20 protein-coding genes are annotated in these 19636 nt (G+C 56.3%); 7 read left to right on the top strand and 13 right to left on the bottom strand.

Going from position 1 to position 19636, the window contains the following annotated elements; genetic code table 11:
- Positions 1 to 2: 2 nt before the first annotated feature.
- The 8 genes from IM299_RS13895 to rppH form a co-directional block, all read right to left on the bottom strand.
- Positions 3 to 326: a prepilin-type N-terminal cleavage/methylation domain-containing protein gene (locus tag IM299_RS13895; protein WP_041908385.1), complete on the bottom strand. Its 324-nt coding sequence runs from the start codon at positions 324 to 326 to the stop codon at positions 3 to 5.
- Complete coding sequence (locus tag IM299_RS13890; protein WP_193357649.1) at positions 311 to 712, bottom strand: DUF2509 family protein; 402 nt, start codon at positions 710 to 712, stop codon at positions 311 to 313. The genes IM299_RS13895 and IM299_RS13890 overlap by 16 nt, the downstream gene beginning before the upstream one ends.
- Positions 709 to 1269: a prepilin peptidase-dependent protein gene (locus tag IM299_RS13885; RefSeq protein WP_193357648.1), complete on the bottom strand. Its 561-nt coding sequence runs from the start codon at positions 1267 to 1269 to the stop codon at positions 709 to 711. Before IM299_RS13885 ends, IM299_RS13890 begins: the two co-directional genes overlap by 4 nt.
- The gene (locus IM299_RS13880) at positions 1260 to 1724 is read right to left on the bottom strand and encodes a prepilin peptidase-dependent protein (RefSeq protein WP_059353925.1); all 465 of its coding nucleotides are present in this window, start codon (positions 1722 to 1724) and stop codon (positions 1260 to 1262) included. Before IM299_RS13880 ends, IM299_RS13885 begins: the two co-directional genes overlap by 10 nt.
- A gap of 184 nt (positions 1725 to 1908) precedes the next feature.
- Positions 1909 to 2703 carry a thymidylate synthase gene (thyA, locus tag IM299_RS13875; protein ID WP_013098550.1) on the bottom strand — a complete coding sequence of 265 codons (795 nt, stop codon included), beginning with the start codon at positions 2701 to 2703 and terminating at the stop codon, positions 1909 to 1911.
- Positions 2704 to 2709: 6 nt separating this feature from the next.
- Entirely contained in the window at positions 2710 to 3585 is an 876-nt protein-coding gene (lgt, locus tag IM299_RS13870) for a prolipoprotein diacylglyceryl transferase (protein ID WP_028014284.1), read from the bottom strand.
- A 192-nt stretch (positions 3586 to 3777) separates the two neighbouring features.
- Complete coding sequence (ptsP, locus tag IM299_RS13865) at positions 3778 to 6024, bottom strand: phosphoenolpyruvate--protein phosphotransferase (RefSeq protein WP_193357647.1); 2247 nt, start codon at positions 6022 to 6024, stop codon at positions 3778 to 3780.
- Positions 6025 to 6036: 12 nt separating this feature from the next.
- On the bottom strand, positions 6037 to 6567 hold the full coding sequence (rppH, locus tag IM299_RS13860; RefSeq protein ID WP_013098553.1) for an RNA pyrophosphohydrolase: 531 nt from the start codon (positions 6565 to 6567) through the stop codon (positions 6037 to 6039).
- 683 nt (positions 6568 to 7250) lie between these two features.
- On the opposite strand from rppH, the gene mutH reads away from it, so the two are divergent.
- From mutH to IM299_RS13845, 3 genes are all read left to right on the top strand, one after another.
- On the top strand, positions 7251 to 7943 hold the full coding sequence (gene mutH, locus IM299_RS13855; RefSeq protein WP_028014286.1) for a DNA mismatch repair endonuclease MutH: 693 nt from the start codon (positions 7251 to 7253) through the stop codon (positions 7941 to 7943).
- 128 nt (positions 7944 to 8071) lie between these two features.
- Positions 8072 to 8290: a YgdI/YgdR family lipoprotein gene (locus IM299_RS13850; RefSeq protein WP_014885085.1), complete on the top strand. Its 219-nt coding sequence runs from the start codon at positions 8072 to 8074 to the stop codon at positions 8288 to 8290.
- 131 nt (positions 8291 to 8421) lie between these two features.
- Positions 8422 to 9462 carry an NADP(H)-dependent aldo-keto reductase gene (locus IM299_RS13845; protein WP_028014287.1) on the top strand — a complete coding sequence of 347 codons (1041 nt, stop codon included), beginning with the start codon at positions 8422 to 8424 and terminating at the stop codon, positions 9460 to 9462.
- A gap of 45 nt (positions 9463 to 9507) precedes the next feature.
- On the opposite strand, the gene lplT is transcribed toward IM299_RS13845, so the two are convergent.
- Positions 9508 to 10701, bottom strand: coding sequence for a lysophospholipid transporter LplT (gene lplT, locus IM299_RS13840; protein ID WP_193357646.1), 1194 nt, complete (start codon positions 10699 to 10701; stop codon positions 9508 to 9510).
- Complete coding sequence (gene aas / locus IM299_RS13835) at positions 10694 to 12853, bottom strand: bifunctional acyl-ACP--phospholipid O-acyltransferase/long-chain-fatty-acid--ACP ligase (protein WP_193357645.1); 2160 nt, start codon at positions 12851 to 12853, stop codon at positions 10694 to 10696. Before aas ends, lplT begins: the two co-directional genes overlap by 8 nt.
- Before the next feature lie 624 nt (positions 12854 to 13477).
- Here aas and galR point away from each other — a divergent pair.
- Positions 13478 to 14494, top strand: coding sequence for an HTH-type transcriptional regulator GalR (gene galR, locus IM299_RS13830; protein WP_028014290.1), 1017 nt, complete (start codon positions 13478 to 13480; stop codon positions 14492 to 14494).
- On the opposite strand, the gene IM299_RS13825 is transcribed toward galR, so the two are convergent.
- The gene (locus IM299_RS13825; protein WP_041908378.1) at positions 14455 to 14940 is read right to left on the bottom strand and encodes a GNAT family N-acetyltransferase; all 486 of its coding nucleotides are present in this window, start codon (positions 14938 to 14940) and stop codon (positions 14455 to 14457) included. The genes galR and IM299_RS13825 overlap by 40 nt on opposite strands.
- A 220-nt stretch (positions 14941 to 15160) precedes the next feature.
- Here IM299_RS13825 and IM299_RS13820 point away from each other — a divergent pair, with 220 nt between their 5' ends.
- Positions 15161 to 16198: a LacI family DNA-binding transcriptional regulator gene (locus IM299_RS13820; protein WP_028014292.1), complete on the top strand. Its 1038-nt coding sequence runs from the start codon at positions 15161 to 15163 to the stop codon at positions 16196 to 16198.
- Here the strand turns inward: IM299_RS13820 and lysA are convergent.
- Positions 16168 to 17430 (bottom strand): diaminopimelate decarboxylase, encoded by a 1263-nt coding sequence (lysA, locus tag IM299_RS13815; RefSeq protein ID WP_045629967.1) that lies wholly within the window; start codon positions 17428 to 17430, stop codon positions 16168 to 16170. The two genes, IM299_RS13820 and lysA, sit on opposite strands and share 31 nt — an antisense overlap.
- A gap of 122 nt (positions 17431 to 17552) precedes the next feature.
- Between lysA and IM299_RS13810 the strand changes: the two genes are divergently transcribed.
- Positions 17553 to 18479, top strand: a complete 927-nt coding sequence (locus IM299_RS13810) for a LysR family transcriptional regulator (RefSeq protein ID WP_041908376.1) — start codon at positions 17553 to 17555, stop codon at positions 18477 to 18479.
- Here the strand turns inward: IM299_RS13810 and IM299_RS13805 are convergent.
- Positions 18474 to 19166: an aspartate/glutamate racemase gene (locus IM299_RS13805; RefSeq protein WP_028014295.1), complete on the bottom strand. Its 693-nt coding sequence runs from the start codon at positions 19164 to 19166 to the stop codon at positions 18474 to 18476. The genes IM299_RS13810 and IM299_RS13805 overlap by 6 nt on opposite strands.
- Positions 19167 to 19299: 133 nt before the next feature.
- Here IM299_RS13805 and IM299_RS13800 point away from each other — a divergent pair, with 133 nt between their 5' ends.
- Positions 19300 to 19623 carry a cupin domain-containing protein gene (locus IM299_RS13800; protein WP_048957335.1) on the top strand — a complete coding sequence of 108 codons (324 nt, stop codon included), beginning with the start codon at positions 19300 to 19302 and terminating at the stop codon, positions 19621 to 19623.
- Positions 19624 to 19636: the final 13 nt, after the last annotated feature.

The raw sequence follows: 19636 nt of genomic DNA, 5'->3' as shown, positions 1-19636 counted from the left end.
GACTACTGGCTAACCGGGCAATGCAGACGCGTTATTTCACCGCGTCGCCCCAGAGGAGAAATAAGTGTAACCGTGATGCTGACACATCCTGCGTGCGTTGTCTGCACCCGACTGGCCTGCCAGCCTGCGGGCAGAACATTTGTTGAGAGCTGAGCCTGATTCCAGGCGTGGTGCCAGAGCTGACGATACTGGTTAAACTGCGTAAACCGCGCCGCCAGCGCCCGATGATAACCGGCCAGTGCCGTGACGATGATGACCAGCAGCATCATCGCCAGCAGAACCTCAACCATGCTAAATCCTTTTTCTTTGCTTACGGCAGCTGGCATAGCGAACGCTCCTTTAGCGGGCAAAAATCACTCCAGCCGTGAGGCGAAAAGCGAATATTACCGTCAATAATCTCTCCTGAACGCCAGAGCAGCAGGTCGTTGACTCCGGCAATCAGTAAAACAGTGGTCTCACTCAGCCGCCGCAAACACACTTGCCAGGCGAGTTCCTTTTTGCACTGGACTTCAGGATCGGGTGACCAGCTCTGAACGCGTCCCCACTCAAGCGCTGACTGTACAGAAGCCTGCTGCTGCAGCGAACGGCTCTCACCGCCAACGAGCGCGCTGAACGTTGTCAGCTGCTGGTTAAGGCCGGTGAGGATCAGCGTACCAAGCACCAGTAAAAGTAGAACCAGCGCCAGCGAAGACATACCGAGTTGACGGTTCACAGGTTGTACCCCGTGACCGTATACAAAGCCTGATAAGGCTCTCCATGATCGCCGTTGCGCAGGGCGAACAGTTCGATATTCAGCTCCGGCGCAAACCCGGCGTGTGTTACTTTCCTCACCACAAAATGCGCGATGGCGAGCTTGTCCGGGTCCGTGAGCTTTTCCCATCCCTGACCTTCACATGAGGTTGCCCCACGAAGCGTTTCCAGCGCGCCCGATTCCAGACGAAAACCGGTGCTGTCGTTTTCTGATGCACTGCGATCCCAACGACCGTTACTGTTGGCATCCCACCGAACAATGACGCAGCTGCCCTGCCTTGCGATCGCCAGCCCTTGCCCCTGGCAGTTCCCAGCACAGTAACCCGCACGCTGAAGCTGTTTGCCGAGAGCAAACAGGCGCTGCCAGACCTCTTCTTCCAGCTCTCTCTGGCCGGATTGCAGTAATACCGCCTGATGCAATCCGAGTAGAAAGCGCGATGCGCCAATCAACAACAGGCTACTGATGGCCGTAGCAATCAGAACTTCTGTCAGCGAGAAACCGCGTTGTCTCATCGACATGAACCTCCTTGTGAGACCTTACACATTCTGATGCGCCCTCCGTCTGAGACCAGGATAAGCCATTCTCCGGCACGGCTTTGCAGGCGTATCCGCCCTGCCCATGCCGTATCCCTTAACCCATAGAACCCTAATGAAGGTGTGACCTCGCTCACCGCGACCTCTGGCCAGAGTGGAATCAGAACAAAGGGGCTGCCCTTCTCACAGCCTTGTACGGCAGCGCTCACCAGACACTCTGTCTCCCCCAACCGCTGAAGGCTAATTTGATGGTCACGGTTGTAGCGGTTGGCATGGTTGCGCAGAAACACCAGATAGTCGCGCACCTGGCCGGCGGTTTGCCACAGCCGCTGCTGCCGCTGCCAGCTGTCCCAGCCGTACAGACCTGAGGCGCTGAGTATGACAACCAGCGAGACTGCCACCAGCGTTTCGATAAGCGTAAAGCCGTTCTCTTTTTTCATGCGGGAAGTGTGGCGATTCGCCGTGGGCGTGGCGAGCGGTGAATAATGGTTTTACGAGGCGTTATCCGAAGTATCAGGAGAGTTGCAGCGCGTTGCACGTTTTCTGGATAACGCCTCGGAAAACGAAATAAAGACGAAAAAAAACCGGCGCTAAACAGCACCGGTTATGTCACGCTTTACCGCATCAGATAGCGACGGGCGCTTTGATGCCAGGGTGCGGGTCGTAGCCCTCAATCTCAAAATCATCAAAGCGGTAATCGAAGATCGATTCCGGTTTGCGTTTGATAATCAGCTTCGGCAACGCGCGCGGTTCACGAGTGAGCTGAAGATGCGTCTGTTCCATATGATTGCTGTAAAGATGGGTGTCCCCACCTGTCCAGACGAAATCACCCACTTCCAGGTCGCACTGCTGCGCCATCATGTGGACTAACAGCGCATAGCTGGCAATGTTAAACGGCAGGCCGAGGAACACGTCACAGGAGCGCTGGTAGAGCTGGCAGGAGAGCTTGCCGTCTGCGACATAAAACTGGAAGAACGCGTGACACGGAGCCAGCGCCATTTTGTCCAGCTCGCCCACGTTCCAGGCGGAAACGATGATTCGGCGAGAGTCCGGATCGTTTTTCAGCTGGTTCATCACGGTGGTGATCTGGTCAATATGGCGGCCATCAGGCGTTGGCCATGCGCGCCACTGCTTGCCGTAAACCGGGCCCAGGTTGCCGTTTTCATCTGCCCATTCGTCCCAGATGGAGACGTTATTTTCGTGCAGATACGCAACGTTGGTGTCGCCTTGCAGGAACCAGAGCAGTTCATGAATGATCGAGCGCAGGTGGCAGCGCTTCGTCGTCACCAGAGGGAAGCCTTCTTGCAGATTGAAGCGCATCTGGTGGCCAAAAATGGAGAGCGTACCGGTACCGGTACGGTCGTTTTTCGGCGTGCCCTCATCGAGCACTTTTTTCATCAATTCAAGATACTGTTTCATGGTTCCTCAGGAAAGTTGTTGCTGTGGACGACGACGATACGCCCAAATCATCATAATGGCACCCGCGACAATCATCGGAATGGAGAGGATCTGCCCCATGCTGATGTACTGTACCCATTCGCCGGTAAACTGCGCATCCGGCTGGCGGAAGAATTCAACGATGATGCGGAACGCGCCATAGCCAATCAGGAACAGTCCGGAAACAGCTCCCATCGGGCGCGGCTTGCGAATAAACAGGTTGAGGATGATAAACAGCACCACGCCTTCCAGCGCCAGTTCATACAGCTGGGACATATGACGCGGCAGCACGCCGTAGGTATCGAAAATGGACTGCCACTCCGGGTGCGACGGCAGCAGCGCGATATCCTCCGCGCGGGAGCCCGGGAAGAGCATCGTGTACGGTACGCTTGGGTCAACGCGGCCCCACAGTTCACCGTTAATAAAGTTGCCCAGACGACCCGCCCCCAGACCAAACGGGATCAGCGGTGCGATAAAATCTGACACCTGGAAGAAGTTGCGTTTGGTGCGTTTGGCAAAAATCACCATCACCAGGATCACCCCAATCAGGCCGCCGTGGAAGGACATGCCGCCGTCCCAGACGCGGAACAGGTAGAGGGGATCGTTCAGGAACACCGGGAAGTTATAGAACAGTACATACCCAATACGGCCACCGAGGAACACGCCGAGGAAGCCCGCGTACAGCAGGTTTTCAACTTCGTTTTTGGTCCAGCCGCTGCCAGGACGGCTGGCGCGACGGCCCGCGAGCCACATGGCAAAAATAAAGCCCACCAGGTACATCAGACCGTACCAGTGAAGCGAAACAGGTCCTACTGAGAAAATGACCGGATCAAATTCCGGAAAATGCAGATAACCACTGTTCATCTGTCACCACAAGATGTTGTTATTCCGCTGAAAGTGGACAGCGGTAGACATGCGATTCTGCCTTAAGCAGAGGCTCCAAAGTTGCGAATCATAGCATAAGGCGGGCGCGGAGGATGCGCCAGAGATGTAAAAGATGTGTATAGAGTTTTGTGCGCACTGGCGCCCTCTCCACAAGGAGAGGACGAAAGACGATTAGCGACCACCGCGGATCAGGCCGCCCATACCGCGCCGTTCCATAAATGCCGCCACCTGGTGACGAACCTCTGCGGCCAGCTGCGCCTCAAGGCTGCGCTCAGCCAGCTCGCGGGCATCATTGATGTCGATATGCCGCAACAAATACTTCACGCGCGCTACTGCGCGGCCGTTCATTGACAGATGGCGATACCCCAGACCAATAAGGATCGCGACGCACATCGAGTCTCCGGCCATTTCACCGCACAGGCGGAGATCAATACCGTACTGTTCAGCCTCACGGGCAATCATCGCCAGCGCGCGAATGATCGCCGGGTGCAGGCTATCGTAGATACTGGCGACGCGGGTGTTGTTCCGGTCGACGGCCAGAATATATTGCGTCAGGTCGTTGGTACCGACAGAGATAAAATCAACGCGATTTGCCAGCTGCGGCAGCATAAAGACCATAGATGGCACTTCGAGCATGACGCCGATCCGTGGTTTCGGGATCGCATAGCCAATCATCTCTTCCAATTCACGACCAGCACGTTCGATCAGGCGCCGCGCTTCGTCGATTTCATCTATGCTGGTGACCATCGGCAGCAGAATACTGAGATTGCCCGTCGCGGCGTTGGCGCGCAGCATCGCGCGCACCTGGATCAGGAAGATCTCCGGCTGATCGAGCGTAATGCGGATCCCGCGCCAGCCCAGACACGGGTTCTCTTCGCTGATGGGCATATACGGCAGCTGTTTATCCGCCCCGACATCCAGGGTTCGCAGGGTGACAGGCTTGTCGTTGAACATCTGCAACATCCCCTGATACTGCGCCACCTGCTCCTCTTCGGAGGGGAAACCGCTCTGCAGCATGAAGGGGATTTCAGTGCGGTATAAACCGATCCCGTCGATGCGGCTGCCAAGCTTCTCTTCGTGCTCGGGGCTTAAGCCGGCGTTGAGCATGACTTTGATCCGCTCTCCGCTTTTCAGCTGCGCGGGCAGGTTAACGTCATCTTCCGCCAGCTTGCTTAATTCATTCTCTTCGCTGATGAGACGCTGATATTCCTGGAGCAGAACCGGCTCAGGATCGACCAGCAGTTCACCGCGGTAACCATCAACCACCAGCGTGCGGCGGTGCAGCACCGAGGGCTGAATATCCGCCCCCATAACGGTAGGGATACCGAGCGCGCGCACCATAATGGCGGCATGGGAGTTCGCTGCACCATCACGTACGACAACCCCGGCGAGTCTGTCCTGCGGCAGCTCGGCCAGTGTTGTTGCCGAAAGTTCATCGGCCACCAGCACAAACCGTTTTGGCCAGGCATTCGGCCCCTGAATGGTATCATCGAGGTGGAACAACAGGCGCTGTCCCAGCGCGCGGAGATCTCCCGCCCGCTCTTTCAGATAACCGTCGGTCAGAGCAGCGAACTGCTCGGCAAATTTTTCGATGACCTTTTTAACCGCCCACTCCGCGACTGCGCCTTTATCAACCTCAGCAAAAAGCTCACGGCGCAGACGCGCGTCGGAAAGCAGGTGCGAGTAGAGGTCGAAGATGGCCGCCGTCTCTTTTTGCGCACCAGCGGCAAAGCGCTTGCTGTAGCGACGGAACTCATTGGCCGCCTCTTCCAGCGCGGCGGTAAGACGCTCGCGCTCCAGCGCTTCATCAAGCGTAGAGGCTTCGTAGACCTGCTCCATCAACGGCAGCGTGGCGTCCATCCAGCCTTCCGCAATCGCCACCCCTGGCGATGCCGGAAGGGCGCGAATGCGCGTATGGCGGTACTGACCAAAGAGCGCAGCAAGCTGAGACTGAGAGAGGATCGCCGCCATCTGTGTCGCCAGCGTGACGAGGAAGGACTCTTCGCTTTCATCATACTGACGCAGCTCGCGCTGCTGGACGACCAGCACACCGAGTAGCTGACGGCGCTGAATAATCGGCACACCCAGAAACGCGCGGAAGCGTTCTTCTTTTACGGAAGGGATGTATTTAAAGCTGGGGTGTTTTTGCGCGTCGGCAAGGTTGATAGGTTCAGCCAGCCGCCCAACCAGCCCGACGATACCTTCATCAAATGCGAGCGTTACGGTGCGCCCCCGCGGCTTTTTCAAACCGCGGGTCGCCATCAGGTAATAGCAGCGCCGATCGTGGTCGGCCAGATACACCGAACAGACCTCGGTCTCCATCGCAAGACAGATGTCAGTGACCAGAATATTCAGCGCCTCGTTGAGGCGCGGAGCGCTGGCCACCTTCTCGACTATTTCTCGCAAGCGGGTGAGCATGATTTGCGTAGCTTAACCTCTTTTACGTCGCCAGGCAGGTGCGCTCTGCGGCTTAGGCGGGATCTCCTGAAGCTGCATCACCACACTTGCAAACTCTTTCATCACCCTACGGTAAACATCGCGCTTAAATGACACGACCTGACGAACAGGATACCAATAGCTCACCCAGCGCCAGCCATCGAACTCCGGCGTACTGCTGGTTTGCATATTGATGTCCGAATCGTTGCCCACCAACTGCAGAAGAAACCACTTCTGTTTCTGGCCGATACAAACCGGCTTTGTGTCCCAACGCACCAAACGTTTCGGTAACTTGTAACGCAACCAGTTGCGGGTCGAGGCAAGGATGCGAACATCTTTTCGGCTTAAACCGACCTCTTCAAAAAGCTCCCGGTACATCGCTTGTTCTGGGGACTCTCCCGGATTGATCCCGCCTTGCGGGAACTGCCAGGAGTGCTGACCATATCGACGGGCCCACATGACCTGGCCCTGACGATTACAAATTACTATTCCTACGTTCGGGCGGTAGCCATCGTCATCAATCACCGGACTACCCCAAACTAAACCTTATATATGAATGATTGTTTCACACTACAGTGAGGCGGTAAACCACTCTCTTACAGGCCTGCAACCTAATAACATTTGAATAACTCACAAATAAGCGCAGAGTTATAAACAGATGTGCGGTCTCAAGGGCAATTTTATTCACCTTTTCTGTGGATATAGTTGTGAAGAAGTGTCTGATTACCGATGAACAACCTGAAATGGCCTCTGCCCTCCCATTTCTCGCCTTCAACATAAAGTCATATTTTTCATTATTTTATATTCATATCGACAAACAAAATGCAGAATAGCGTGACGATCGTCACAGCAGGGATCGTCGTGCTGATGAAAGATCGAACAGCGTCGGTTTTATCCACAGATTGTGCCAATAAGTTAGGCACAATTTGTCTGAAATTTGGATTTTCGTCGCACGTCAAGGCTGTAAATTGAAACAGTAGTCAGGGTTATGCCCAGTTATCCCATTTTTCTGTGGATAACATGGTGTAAGATCCTGTTTATTGTCAGTGACCAGATTTGAACAACCCGTTTTGCGTCCCTGATGAAACCGTGAAAAATTCATAAAAAAACCTATAAATCATGCACATGGAATATTGGTACAGAAAAAGTTAAACTCTATCCACAGGGGACTGTTTCTTCGTTTATTTTTTAATCAAAAGGTTATCGTCATGCATCCGCTTTCACCCTTGCTCTCACCGCCTTCGAGCGAAAGCCAGTTGCTACAGCAGGCTCAGCGCCTTGCAGGCTTCTCGCTGGGCGAACTGGCGGCGATGGCAGGGCTACAGATCCCGAAGGATCTGAAACGAGATAAGGGCTGGATCGGCATGCTTCTGGAGCTGTGGCTGGGGGCAAGCGCCGGGAGCAAGCCAGAGCAAGATTTCGCGGCCCTTGGCGTAGAGTTAAAAACCATTCCTATCGACCGCCAGGGTCGGCCCCTGGAGACTACCTTTGTCTGCGTTGCACCCTTAACCGGCAATACCGGCGTAACGTGGGAAACCAGCCACGTGCGCCATAAGCTGAATCGCGTGCTTTGGGTTCCGGTTGAAGGTGAACGGCAGATCCCGTTAGCTGAACGCCGAGTTGGCGCGCCGCTGCTCTGGAGCCCGGATGAAGAAGAGGAGCATCAGCTTCGCCTGGACTGGGAAGAACTGATGGACATGATTGTGCTCGGTCAGGTCGAGCGAATTACCGCCCGGCACGGAGAAGTGTTACAGCTGCGCCCGAAAGCGGCAAACAGCAAAGCGCTTACCGAGGCGATCGGCGCGATGGGCGAACCCATACTGACGCTACCGCGCGGTTTTTATCTTAAAAAAAATTTCACCGGCGCGCTGCTTGCTCGTCATTTCTTACTTAAAACATAGTTTTTTACTTATTTTGCGAGCTCACAAACATAATCGCCTGGTTTTTAAGATTTTACCGCTTCACCCTGTTGCTATAACGGGTTAATACTACACTATGATTTGATACGAGCCAGATGAGGACGATAACGATGAAAAAATGGGCGGTGTTAATTTCAGCAGTCGGGTTGGCGTTTGCCGTTTCGGGCTGCAGCAGTGATTACGTCATGGCGACGAAAGACGGCCGGATGATCCTGACTGACGGTAAACCTGAAGTCGACGATGATACCGGTCTGGTCAGCTACCACGACCAGGCAGGCAATAAAATGCAGATCAATCGCGACGAAGTCTCGCAAATTATTGAGCGATAACAGTCGGAGGTCAGTAGCCTACTGGCCTTTTTGATTTTTTTCTTCCCCTTTTGCTTCCCCTCTGCCATGTTTATATTCCTTTGTCGGGAGGTTCCTGACGCGGTCTACATGTCTATTGAAGGAAGCCGGCTATGCATTATCACCGTATCCCCCACAGCGCTCTGGAGATAAGTCAACTGGGGTTGGGCACGATGACATTTGGTGAACAAAACAGCGAAGCCGATGCCCATGCACAACTCGATTATGCCGTCAGCCAGGGGATTAACCTGATTGATGTCGCAGAGATGTACCCTGTGCCTCCACGCCCTGAAACGCAGGGACTTACCGAAACCTACGTCGGTAACTGGCTGGCAAAACGCGGTAACCGTGAAAAGCTGGTTATCGCCTCGAAAGTGAGTGGCCCCGCGCGAAACAACGATGCCGGGATCCGCCCAAACCAGATCCTCGATCGCAAAAATATCCGTGCCGCGCTGGACGCGAGCCTGAAGCGCCTGCAAACCGACTATCTCGACCTTTACCAGGTCCACTGGCCGCAGCGTCCAACCAACTGTTTTGGCAAGCTCGGGTATAGCTGGAACGAGAGCGCCCCCGCCGTTACGCTGCTGGAAACGCTGGAGGCGCTGACCGAATGCCAGCGCGCGGGAAAAATCCGCTACATTGGCGTGTCCAACGAAACAGCCTTTGGCGTAATGCGCTATCTGCACCTGGCGGATAAACACGATCTGCCGCGCATCGTCACCATCCAGAACCCGTACAGCCTGCTTAACCGCAGCTACGAGGTGGGGCTGGCTGAAGTGACGCAATATGAGGAAGTGGAACTGCTCGCCTATTCATGCCTCGGTTTCGGCACTCTGACGGGGAAATACCTGAACGGTGCGAAACCGGCCGGGGCGCGTAATACCCTCTTTAGCCGCTTTACCCGCTACAGCGGCGAGCAGACGCAAAAAGCCGTTGCTGCCTATGTGGATATCGCGAAGCGCCACGGCCTGGATCCGGCGCAGATGGCGCTGGCCTTCGTGCGCCGTCAGCCGTTTGTTGCCAGTACCCTGCTTGGCGCGACGACCATGGAACAGCTGAAAACTAACATTGAGAGTTTCCATCTGAACCTGAGTGAAGAGGTGTTAGCGGAGATTGAAGCGGTGCATCAGGTTTATACCTATCCTGCGCCGTAGCTGATGCTTTTGCCGGGTAAGGCGAAGCCGCCACCCGGCTACTTATCAACGGCGACGCTGCCAGATCCACAATCCCGCAATCGCCGCCGCGAACAGCCCACCAAATCCGACGCCAATCGCCACCACCGGGACACCTACTTTTACCGCCAGCGAGTAGAGCCCCAGCATTAACAGCATGGCCAGGTTTTCACCGAGATTTTGAACCGCAATGGCATTCCCCGCCCCGACGGTCTGCTTGCCACGCTCCTGGAGTAACGCATTCAGCGGTACCACGAAGAAGCCCCCCAGAATACCAATCAGGATCAACAGAGCATAAGCGGGCAATAACACATGTTGCAGCGAGAAGATAAGCACCACGAGGCCAATCAGGATCCCCGCTGGCATGCAGCGTGCAACCGTTTCGAGCGTCACCAGCTTCGCCGCCGCGCCCGCACCAGCCACAATGCCAATCGCCACCATCGCATTAAGATAGGTCGGCGTCGCGTTGTCGGTGATCCCCAGCGCCACCGGTACCCACAGAACCAGCAGGAAGCGCAGCGTGACGCCCGCCCCCCAGAACATACTGGTTCCCATCAGGGAGAAACGCGTTTCCCCGTTACGCCACAGCACGCGGCACGCGTTAAAGAAACTGCCGGTCATTGGTTTAAAGCGCCAGGACTGGCCTGGGCGAGCCACCGGCAGCTTCGGAATAAACAGGTTAGCCACGACCGCCCCACCATACACCACTGCACACACGCCCAGGGCCGCCAGAACATGCCAGTCGGCCAGCACGCCACCCGCGACGGAGCCGAGGAGGATAGCGGCAATCGTTGACGACTCCATCAGGCCGTTGGCTTTCACCAGCTTATCGCCCGTGGTCAGCTCCCCGAGGATGCCATACTTCGCCGGAGAGTAGGCGGCAGCGCCGATACCCACCAGCGTATAGCCAATAAACGGATTGAAGCCGAAGCAGATACTGGCAGCGCCCAGCAGCTTGAGACCGTTGGCAAACATCATCACCCGGCCTTTGGGGAAACTGTCCGCCACCTGCCCCACAAACGGGGCAAAGATAATGTAAGCGCCCACAAACACCATCTGCAGGATCGGCTGACTCCAGTCAGGGTAAAACTCGGCTTTCAGCAGCGCCAGTGTGGCAAACAGCAGCGCGTTATCACCGAATGCAGAGAGAAACTGCGCGGCGATGACCGCCATCATGCCTTTCGACCTGAGGGAGGTGTTAGTGTGTACTGACTCACGCATTTTGCTGTTCCGCCTCTTCAACCATACCTTTCAGGGTCACGAAATCGGGCTTGCCGCTACCCAGCACCGGAAGCTGCTTCAGGTAGCGAATATCGCGCGGCACCGCCAGCTCTGGAATGCCATGCTCACGCGCATAGCTCAGTAACCTGTCGCGCTTAAGCTCAGCATCAGTGGTAAACAGCACCAGCGCCTCGCCTTTGCTGGCATCGCTCTTCACGACCGTGGCGTGCATCTTCTCGGCGGACACGGCCGTCGCCAGCTGTTCAACCATTTCCAGAGAGACCATCTCACCGGCGATTTTGGCGAAGCGTTTTGCGCGCCCCTGAATCTGTACAAAGCCTTGCTCATCGAAACGAACGATGTCACCGGTGTCGTACCAGCCGGTTTCAATCTCGCCGTTGACGTTTTCCGCCGTTGGCGCTTCCAGCACGCCTGGGTTTTCCACGCGCAGGTAACCGTTCATCACGTTTGGCCCTTTCAGCTGCAGGCGGCCACCGTCCTCAATGCCCGGCACCGCCAGCAAGCGCGCATCCATCCCCGGCAGAATTCGCCCCACCGTTCCCGGTTTCGCCGCCATCGGTACGTTGATCGAGACAACGGGCGCGCACTCGGTAACGCCATAACCTTCAAGAATGCGCAGGCCAAACTTGTCCTGCCAGATCTGACGCGTGCTCTCCTGCAGCTTTTCCGCACCGGCCACCACGTACCGCACGTGATAGAAATCATACGGATTGGCGAAACGGGCATAGTTACCCAGGAAGGTTGAGGTCCCGAACAGGACGGTGCAGTTACGGTCATACACCAGCTCCGGCACAATGCGGTAGTGCAGCGGGCTAGGATAGAGGAACACCTCGGCACCGGTCAGCAGCGGCGTGAACAGCCCCACAGTCAGGCCAAAGGAGTGGAACAGCGGCAGCGCCGACATAAAACGGTCATTCGCGGTAAAGTCGGCAATGCTTTTGATCTGCTCAACGTTCGCCAGAATACTCTTGTGGCTGTGGACGACGCCTTTCGGGTTGCCCTCCGAACCCGACGTGAAAAGGATAATCGCGTCATCTTCCGGCTGCTGTTTGACCTGAGCCAGATGCGGCACCAGCAGATGCGCAAAAATCCACAGCTTGTCGCCGGTGGTCACGTCCGCTTTTAGATCTTCCAGGAAGACCCAGCGTACCTGGGTCAGCTGTTCCGGCAGATGCCACAGCTTGCCTTTGTCCAGGAACTGTCGGGAGGTAAAGATGGTATTGATTTGGGCGGCGGTAATGGCGCTGGTCAGCCCTTTCACGCCCGCCGTGTAGTTCATCATCGCCGGTATACGGCCACGGGAAACCGCACCAAAAATCACCGCCGCGCTGATGCCCGCGTTTGGCAGCATCAGGCCGATCTTTTCGCCCTTTTTGCTGTACTTCTCAAGAATGCGGCCCACGAACAGCGTCTTGGTCAGCAGTTTACGATAGGTATCCGGGGTAAAGTTGATGTCTTCAATGCAGTTTTTCTTCGCGCCGTAGCGGTACTGCGCCGAAAGCAGGGATTCATACAGCGTTTCGCGCGGACGAACGGCCATGCGCGCTTCCATCATAATCTGGTGCAGCATTTCCCCGGCGATTTTACGGCGATCGCGGGCACGCGGCGCTTCCGGCATCGGTAACGACGTTGGCGGCAGGATATGCAGGGTGATTTTGGGGAACAGACGCTGCTTCACCAGCCCCTTAAGGCGGCTGAAATGGGTCAACTCTGCGCCTTCAATGCGCAGCGGCACCACGGTCGCGTTTGATTTCGCCGCGACAAACCCCGCGCCGTCGTAGATTTTCATCAGCGAACCGGTCACTGAAATGCGCCCTTCCGGGAAAATGACCACCGGACGCCCCTGCTCTACCAGACGTACCAGGTGTTTAATCATCATCGGCTTTGTCGGGTCAAGCGGTACGAAATCGATCAGTGGGGTGAGCCAGCGCATATACCACTGCTGGCTGATGGAGGTATAGACCGCAAACACCGGACGCACGGGCAGAAACAGCGCAAGCAGGATGCCGTCTATAAAGGAAACATGATTGGGTGTGATAAGAACGCGCTCGCCGCGAAGCGCCTGGGCATCGCCAGTGACGCGGATGCGAAAAAGAATACGGAACAGTGTACGGAAAAACCCAAATAGCATCTCAACTCCCTTTGCCAGACAGTGTGGTGGGTTGACAGTAAATGGTGGCAGATTACACGAGAAGTGATACGGGAGCGACAGCAAAAGTGGAGGCGAAAAAAAACCTGCGCATCCGCGCAGGTTGGTGCAAGAGATGAGTACGAAATCGTACTAAGAATTCTCACCAATCAATACCTCTGGGATCTTGATTGTGGCTGTTGACCCTGCACTTCGCCAGCAGGAAAACGCAAGGGAATGAGCCGAAATGCAACCAGGTGTGAATATTCTCTTTTGCTGTTACAGGTTGAACTATCAGGCAAAAAAAAACCTGCGTAAGAACGCAGGCTGGTGTAAGTCGTGTTAATCAACCGGAGTTGATTCCACCTATCAATACCTCTGGGATCTCGACTCTACCAACCTCTTTAACGTCATCGCCACCGGACAATCGCAACAGCCTGAGGCAAAGTGTAACTAAAGGTTCAGAATGACATTCTTCTGACATGACCAGGCGTGTAACGATTACACTACCAGGGTTGGTCTGCGTCACGTTTGTGGCTCCCGGAAACCGGCTTCCCTTGAATGGACGTCACTTTTCCGCAACACTATTCAGTGTGTAAACGCTTACCCCAAATAAGAAGGTTATAAATGGCGACAATAAAGGATGTGGCTCGTCTGGCAGGTGTGTCGGTAGCCACCGTCTCCCGCGTGATTAATGATTCACCCAAAGCCAGTGACGCATCACGCCAGGCGGTACAAAGCGCCATGGAAACCCTGAACTACCATCCGAATGCCAACGCCCGCGCGCTCGCCCAGCAGTCAACAGAGACTATTGGGCTGGTGGTGGGAGACGTTTCCGATCCCTTTTTCGGTGCCATGGTAAAAGCGGTTGAACAGGTCTCTTATCAGACGGGTAATTTTTTGCTGATCGGCAATGGCTATCATAATGAACAAAAAGAACGCCAGGCCATCGAGCAGCTGATCCGCCACCGCTGCGCTGCGCTGGTGGTACACGCCAAAATGATCCCGGATGCCGAGCTAATTCACCTGATGAAGCAGATGCCCGGCATGGTGATTATCAACCGTATTATCCCCGGCTTTGAAAAACGCTGTGTAGCCCTCGACGACCGCTACGGCGCCTGGCTTGCGACCCGTCATCTGATTCAACAGGGTCATACCCGGATTGGCTATCTCTGCTCCAATCACCCCATTTCTGATGCGGAAGACCGCCTGCAGGGCTACTACGACGCCCTGCGCGAAAACGGTCTGCCGTGCAATGACCGTCTGGTGGCCTACGGTGAACCGGATGAGAGCGGCGGCGAACAGGCCATGACGGAGCTACTGGGTCGCGGACGGAATTTCACCGCGGTCGCCAGCTATAACGATTCGATGGCCGCCGGGGCAATGGGCGTCATGAATGACAACGGGATCGAGGTGCCAGCGGAAATCTCGCTGATTGGCTTCGACGATGTTTTGGTCTCCCGGTACGTGCGCCCGCGCCTGACCACCGTACGCTACCCCATCATCACGATGGCCACCCAGGCCGCAGAGCTGGCGCTGGCGCTGGCCGAACAACGCCAGCCGCCGGAGATTACCCATCTCTTCAGCCCAACGTTAGTGCGCCGTCACTCCGTTGCTGCCCCCGCTGACGCGCAGAGCGAATAGCGATACAGGTGTACCGTTTTATCCGGATACTCCAGCCCATCGCCAATATACTGCCAGCCGTAACGTTCATAGAAGTCGCGGCAGGCAGACCAGAGATGAAGTTCCTCGTACCCGGCCCGTGCGGCGAAGCGAATAACATGCTGCTGTAACTTTCCTGCCAGCCCCTTGCCGCGCGCTGCGTCGTCAACGTAGAGCGCCGCCAGCCACGGACAGAGATCCTGACGGGTAATCAAATCACAGCGCCAGAGTCCCACCGTCCCGAGAAGCCGTTCATCCTCTACGGCGATAAAGGTCAGCGGCAGGGCACCCGGCGTCTGGCTGTGCTCGACGATGCTATGGAAAAAATCCCGCGCAAGCCCCTCGCCAAAGGCCTGCCAGAGCCAGTCGGTGACCTGCTCCGCATAGCGCGGTGCCTCGTAAAGCGGGAGAATGACGGTCTTTTTCACGTTTCACCTGCGTTTTTAATGATTATGCTGGCCTGACGTCTCCAGCCCGGTTTGGCGATTATTTTACCAGAGTCAGACTATTTAGTTTTACTTCCGGCAGGCCAGGCGAATCGTGACCAAAAAGCGTGATCGTGGCAGAAGTTTTGCGCTTCCCGCATCGCTTATACGCTGTCAGGTCTGTGTTAAACTGCAAACCATTACGTGGAAGCAGGAATGTAGAATGGCAACAATGCTGGATGTCTCACTGCGCGCGGGCGTGTCGAAGGCTACCGTCTCGCGCGTGCTGAACGGCACAGGTCAGGTTAAAGAGAGCACGCGTCAGCAGGTCTTTGCTGCGATGGAAGAGCTGGGCTACCGCCCAAACTTTCTCGCGCGTTCGCTGGCTAACCAGACCAGCAACAGCATTGGTCTGGTCGTCTCTACCTTCGACGGCTTTTACTTTGGTCGTCTTTTGCAGCAGGCGTCGCGGCAGACCGAAACCCACGGGAAACAGCTGATCGTCACCGACGGTCACGACGCGCCAGAGCAGGAAGAGCAGGCGGTGCAAATGCTGGCCGACCGCCAGTGCGATGCCATCGTGCTTTACACGCGCTATATGAGCGAAAAAGCGATCATCAAGCTGATTAATACCGTGCAAACGCCGCTGGTGGTCATCAACCGTGAAGTCAGCCAGGCACCGGAGCGCTGCGTGTTCTTCGAACAACAGGATGCCGCGTTTAAGGCGGTGGATTACCTGATCAATCAGGGCCACCGGGAGATCGCCTGCATTACCGTTCCGATCCACACCCCCACGGGTAAAGCACGGCTGATGGGCTACCGTAAGGCGCTGGAAAAGCACGGCATTCGTCTGGACGAGCGTCGAATAAAATACGGTGATGCGGGAATGACGCGGGGCTATGAGCTGTGTAAGGAGCTGATTGCTGAAGGGGTGTCGTTCAGCGCGCTGTTTGCCTGTAACGATGATATGGCGCTGGGCGCGTCCAAAGCGCTGCATCAGGCAGGGCTTAAGATCCCGCAGGATATCTCCCTGTTCGGCTTTGACGATGCCCCAAGCGCAAAGTGGCTGGAGCCTGCGCTGTCGTCGGTTTATCTGCCGATAGATAACATGATCGTCACGGCTATCGATCAGGCGATCCGGCTGGCGAAGAACCAGCCGGTCGATGCGATCCCGCCGTTTACCGGCACGCTGGTATTACGCGATTCGGTCACAACGGGGCCGTACTTTAATCAAACGAGTTCCAGCGCCAGCAGTTCCTGAATGGTCTGGCGACGACGGATCAGCCGCGCCTTGCCGTTATCAAACAGCACTTCCGGCAGCAGCGGACGGCTGTTGTAGTTCGAGGACATAGACGCCCCGTACGCCCCGGTGTCGTGCAGCACCAGGTAATCGCCCGGCTTCACCTCGGGCAGCGCGCGGGTTTCAACTTTGCCACCTTCCTGCTGGGTAAACACATCACCGGATTCACACAGCGGGCCTGCGACCACCGTCTCGCGGCGCGGCGCGTGCGTTAAATCGCGGCCATCGGCAGCCAGGGCGGTAATGTGATGGTAGCTGCCGTACATGGACGGACGCATCAGGTCGTTAAAGCCCGCATCAATCAGCACGAAGTGGCGGGAGCCCATCTCTTTGACGCTGCGTACCTGAGCCACCAGCACGCCGGCTTCGGCTACCAGGAAACGACCCGGCTCAATTTCCAGCTTCACGGCATGGCCCAGATGTGCGGCAATTTGATCGCGCGCGGCGCTCCACAGGCCGTAATAGTGATCGGTGTCGATCGCCTCTTCCCCTTCACGATAAGGAATGGAAAGACCTCCACCGGCGGAGATCGCCTCCAGATCCTGACCGAAGTCAACAACCTGGCGCACCATCGCCCCGCACACCTGCTCCAGGTGCCCGTAATCGACGCCGGAGCCAATGTGCATATGAATGCCTACCAGCTTCAGGCTGTAGCGCTGCAGTACCTCAAGCGCGGCAGGCATATCGGCGTACCAGATGCCGTGCTTGCTGTTTTCGCCCCCGGTGTTGGTTTTTTGGCTATGGCCATGTCCAAAGCCCGGGTTGACGCGCAACCAGACGCGATGGCCGGGTGAAACCTGCCCAAGCTGCTCCAGCATATCCACAGAACCAGCGTTCACCGGCACCTGCAGTTCATGCACGCGCGCAAGCGTGGCGTCGTCGATCACATCCGCGGTAAAGACGATCGCGTCAGGATCGGTTTTCGGATCAAAGCCTGCCGCCAGCGCACGCTCGATTTCACCCAGCGATACGGAGTCAACCTTCACGCCCTGCTCGCGCATCAGGCGCAGAATATGAATATTGGAGCAGGCCTTCTGGGCAAAACGCACCACGTCAAACTGATGCAGGGCGGCGATCTTCTCGCGAACGATCTGCGCGTCGTAGACCCATACCGGGCAGCCAAACTCGGCGGGCAGGCGCAGCAGGTTTTCAGCGTTCAAATCGGTATCCGTCTGGTTGAGCGGGCGTGGCATGGTCTTCTCCGGTTCAATTCATTTTTTATGATTACGCCACAGCGGAAGCAGAATAAAAAATATCGTTTTATCGCGAGTCTATGCAAAAATGATATGGACAATTCCTTGCTTTCAGGTGCCCTATGCCCGCCGTCAATTTACGCCACATCGAGATTTTTCACGCCGTGATGACCGCCGGCAATCTCACCGAAGCCGCGCAGATGCTGCATACCTCGCAGCCGACGGTCAGCCGCGAGCTGGCGCGCTTCGAGAAAGTGCTGGGGCTGAAGCTGTTCGAACGCGCCCGGGGCAGGCTTCACCCGACGGTGCAGGGGTTGCGCCTGTTTGAGGAAGTGCAGCGCTCATGGTACGGGCTGGACAGAATCGTCAGCGCGGCGGAAAGCCTGCGCGAGTTTCGTCAGGGCGAGCTGTCGATTGTCTGCCTGCCCGTCTTCTCTCAGTCCTTTTTACCGACGCTGCTCCAGCCTTTTCTGGCCCGCTATCCTGAGGTCAATCTCACCATCGTCCCGCAGGAGTCGCCTCTGCTTGAAGAGTGGCTGTCGGCACAGCGGCACGATCTCGGGTTAACCGAAACCCTCTCGACACCCGCAGGAACGGTGCGCACGGAACTACTCGCGCTGGATGAAGTGTGCGTTCTGCCCGCCGGGCATCGGCTTGCCCACAAAGCAGTGCTGACGCCCGCGGATTTTCATGGTGAAAACTACATTAGCCTGTCGCAAACGGACAGCTACCGGCAGCTGCTGGATACGCTTTTTTCTGAGCATCAGGTGAAGCGGCGGATGGTCGTTGAAACCCACAGCGCGGCGTCAATATGCGCGATGGTGCGCGCGGGCGTTGGCGTTGCGGTCGTCAATCCGCTTACGGCGCTGGACTATGCAGGAAGCGGGATCGTCATCCGCCGTTTTAGCGTTTCCGTCCCGTTCACCGTAAGCCTTATCCGCCCGCTGCACCGTCCGGCTTCCGCGCTGGTGGACGCATTCACCGAACACTTAGTTGAGCATGCGCGTCAGGTGGCGCTTCGCTTACCTGACCTGCAAAACCCGTTATGACAGCATAAATTCCACGGCATCTGCCGCGTGAATGGCCGCGGTATCAAACACCGGGATGGGGCTTCGTTCGGCCGGCACCAGCAAACCGATCTCCGTGCAGCCGAAAATCACCCCTTCAGCCCCCTGCTGCGCCAGTTTATCTATTACGCTGACGTAATATGCGCGGGAGGTTTCGCTGAAGGTTCCGAGGCAGAGCTCGTCGAAGATAATCTGATTGATGCGCGCCCGGTCCCCCTCATCCGGGATCAGGCTTTCAATCCCAAACTCGCTGTGCAAGCGCCCGCGATAGAAATCCTGCTCCATGGTGTAACGTGTGCCCAGCAAGGCCACGCGCGACATTCCCGAAGCGCGAATGGCGCGTCCGGTGGCGTCCGCGATGTGCAGGAACGGCAGCGAACAGCGCGCTTCAATATGCGAGGCCACTTTGTGCATCGTGTTGGTACACAGCAGAATGCCCTGCGCCCCCGCACGCTCCAGCCCCAGCGCGGCATCAGCCAGGATTTCTCCGGCTTTATCCCATTCGCCGCTCGACTGGCAGGCTTCGATTTCATGAAAATCAACGCTGTGCAGCAGCAGGCTCGCGGAGTGCAGGCCGCCCAGACGCTGCTTTACGCCTTCGTTAATCAGGCGGTAATAAGGGATTGTCGATTCCCAACTCATCCCACCTATCAGGCCAATCGTTTTCATCATCGCTCCTTATCTGTTTAAGCCAGTGAAGCAAACTTGTGATCCTGTTTCCAGTTCTTTATTACGTCGTTTTCTTTTTAAGCTGGCCAATGTAAATTAAATAAAACACTGTTTTATTATGAAGGGCAAAGCCATGTTTATGTTCCACAAAGAGACCGCGTCTGAAGATCTGGGGAACGGCGTTACGCGTCGCGTGCTGGCCCACGGCGGCAGGCTGATGGCGGTTGAAGTACATTTTGAGCAGGGCGCGATTGGCCCACTGCATAACCACCCGCACGAACAGTTAACCTATGTTCTCTCTGGAGAATTTGAGTTTACCATTGGTGAAGAGAAGCATGTCGTGACGGCGGGAGATACCCTCTACAAACAACCACATGTGATGCACGGCTGCGTCTGCCTCAGGGCCGGCACGCTGCTGGACACCTTTACGCCTGTTCGCGAGGATTTCCTGAAATAAAAAAGGCGCTGTT

The sequence above is a fragment of the Enterobacter cloacae complex sp. P47BA genome (assembly GCF_014930485.1).
Taxonomy (GTDB): Bacteria; Pseudomonadota; Gammaproteobacteria; order Enterobacterales; family Enterobacteriaceae; genus Enterobacter; species Enterobacter bugandensis.
The sequence above is the reverse complement of the archived record's forward strand: the minus strand, read 5'-3'. Positions and strand labels throughout refer to the sequence as shown.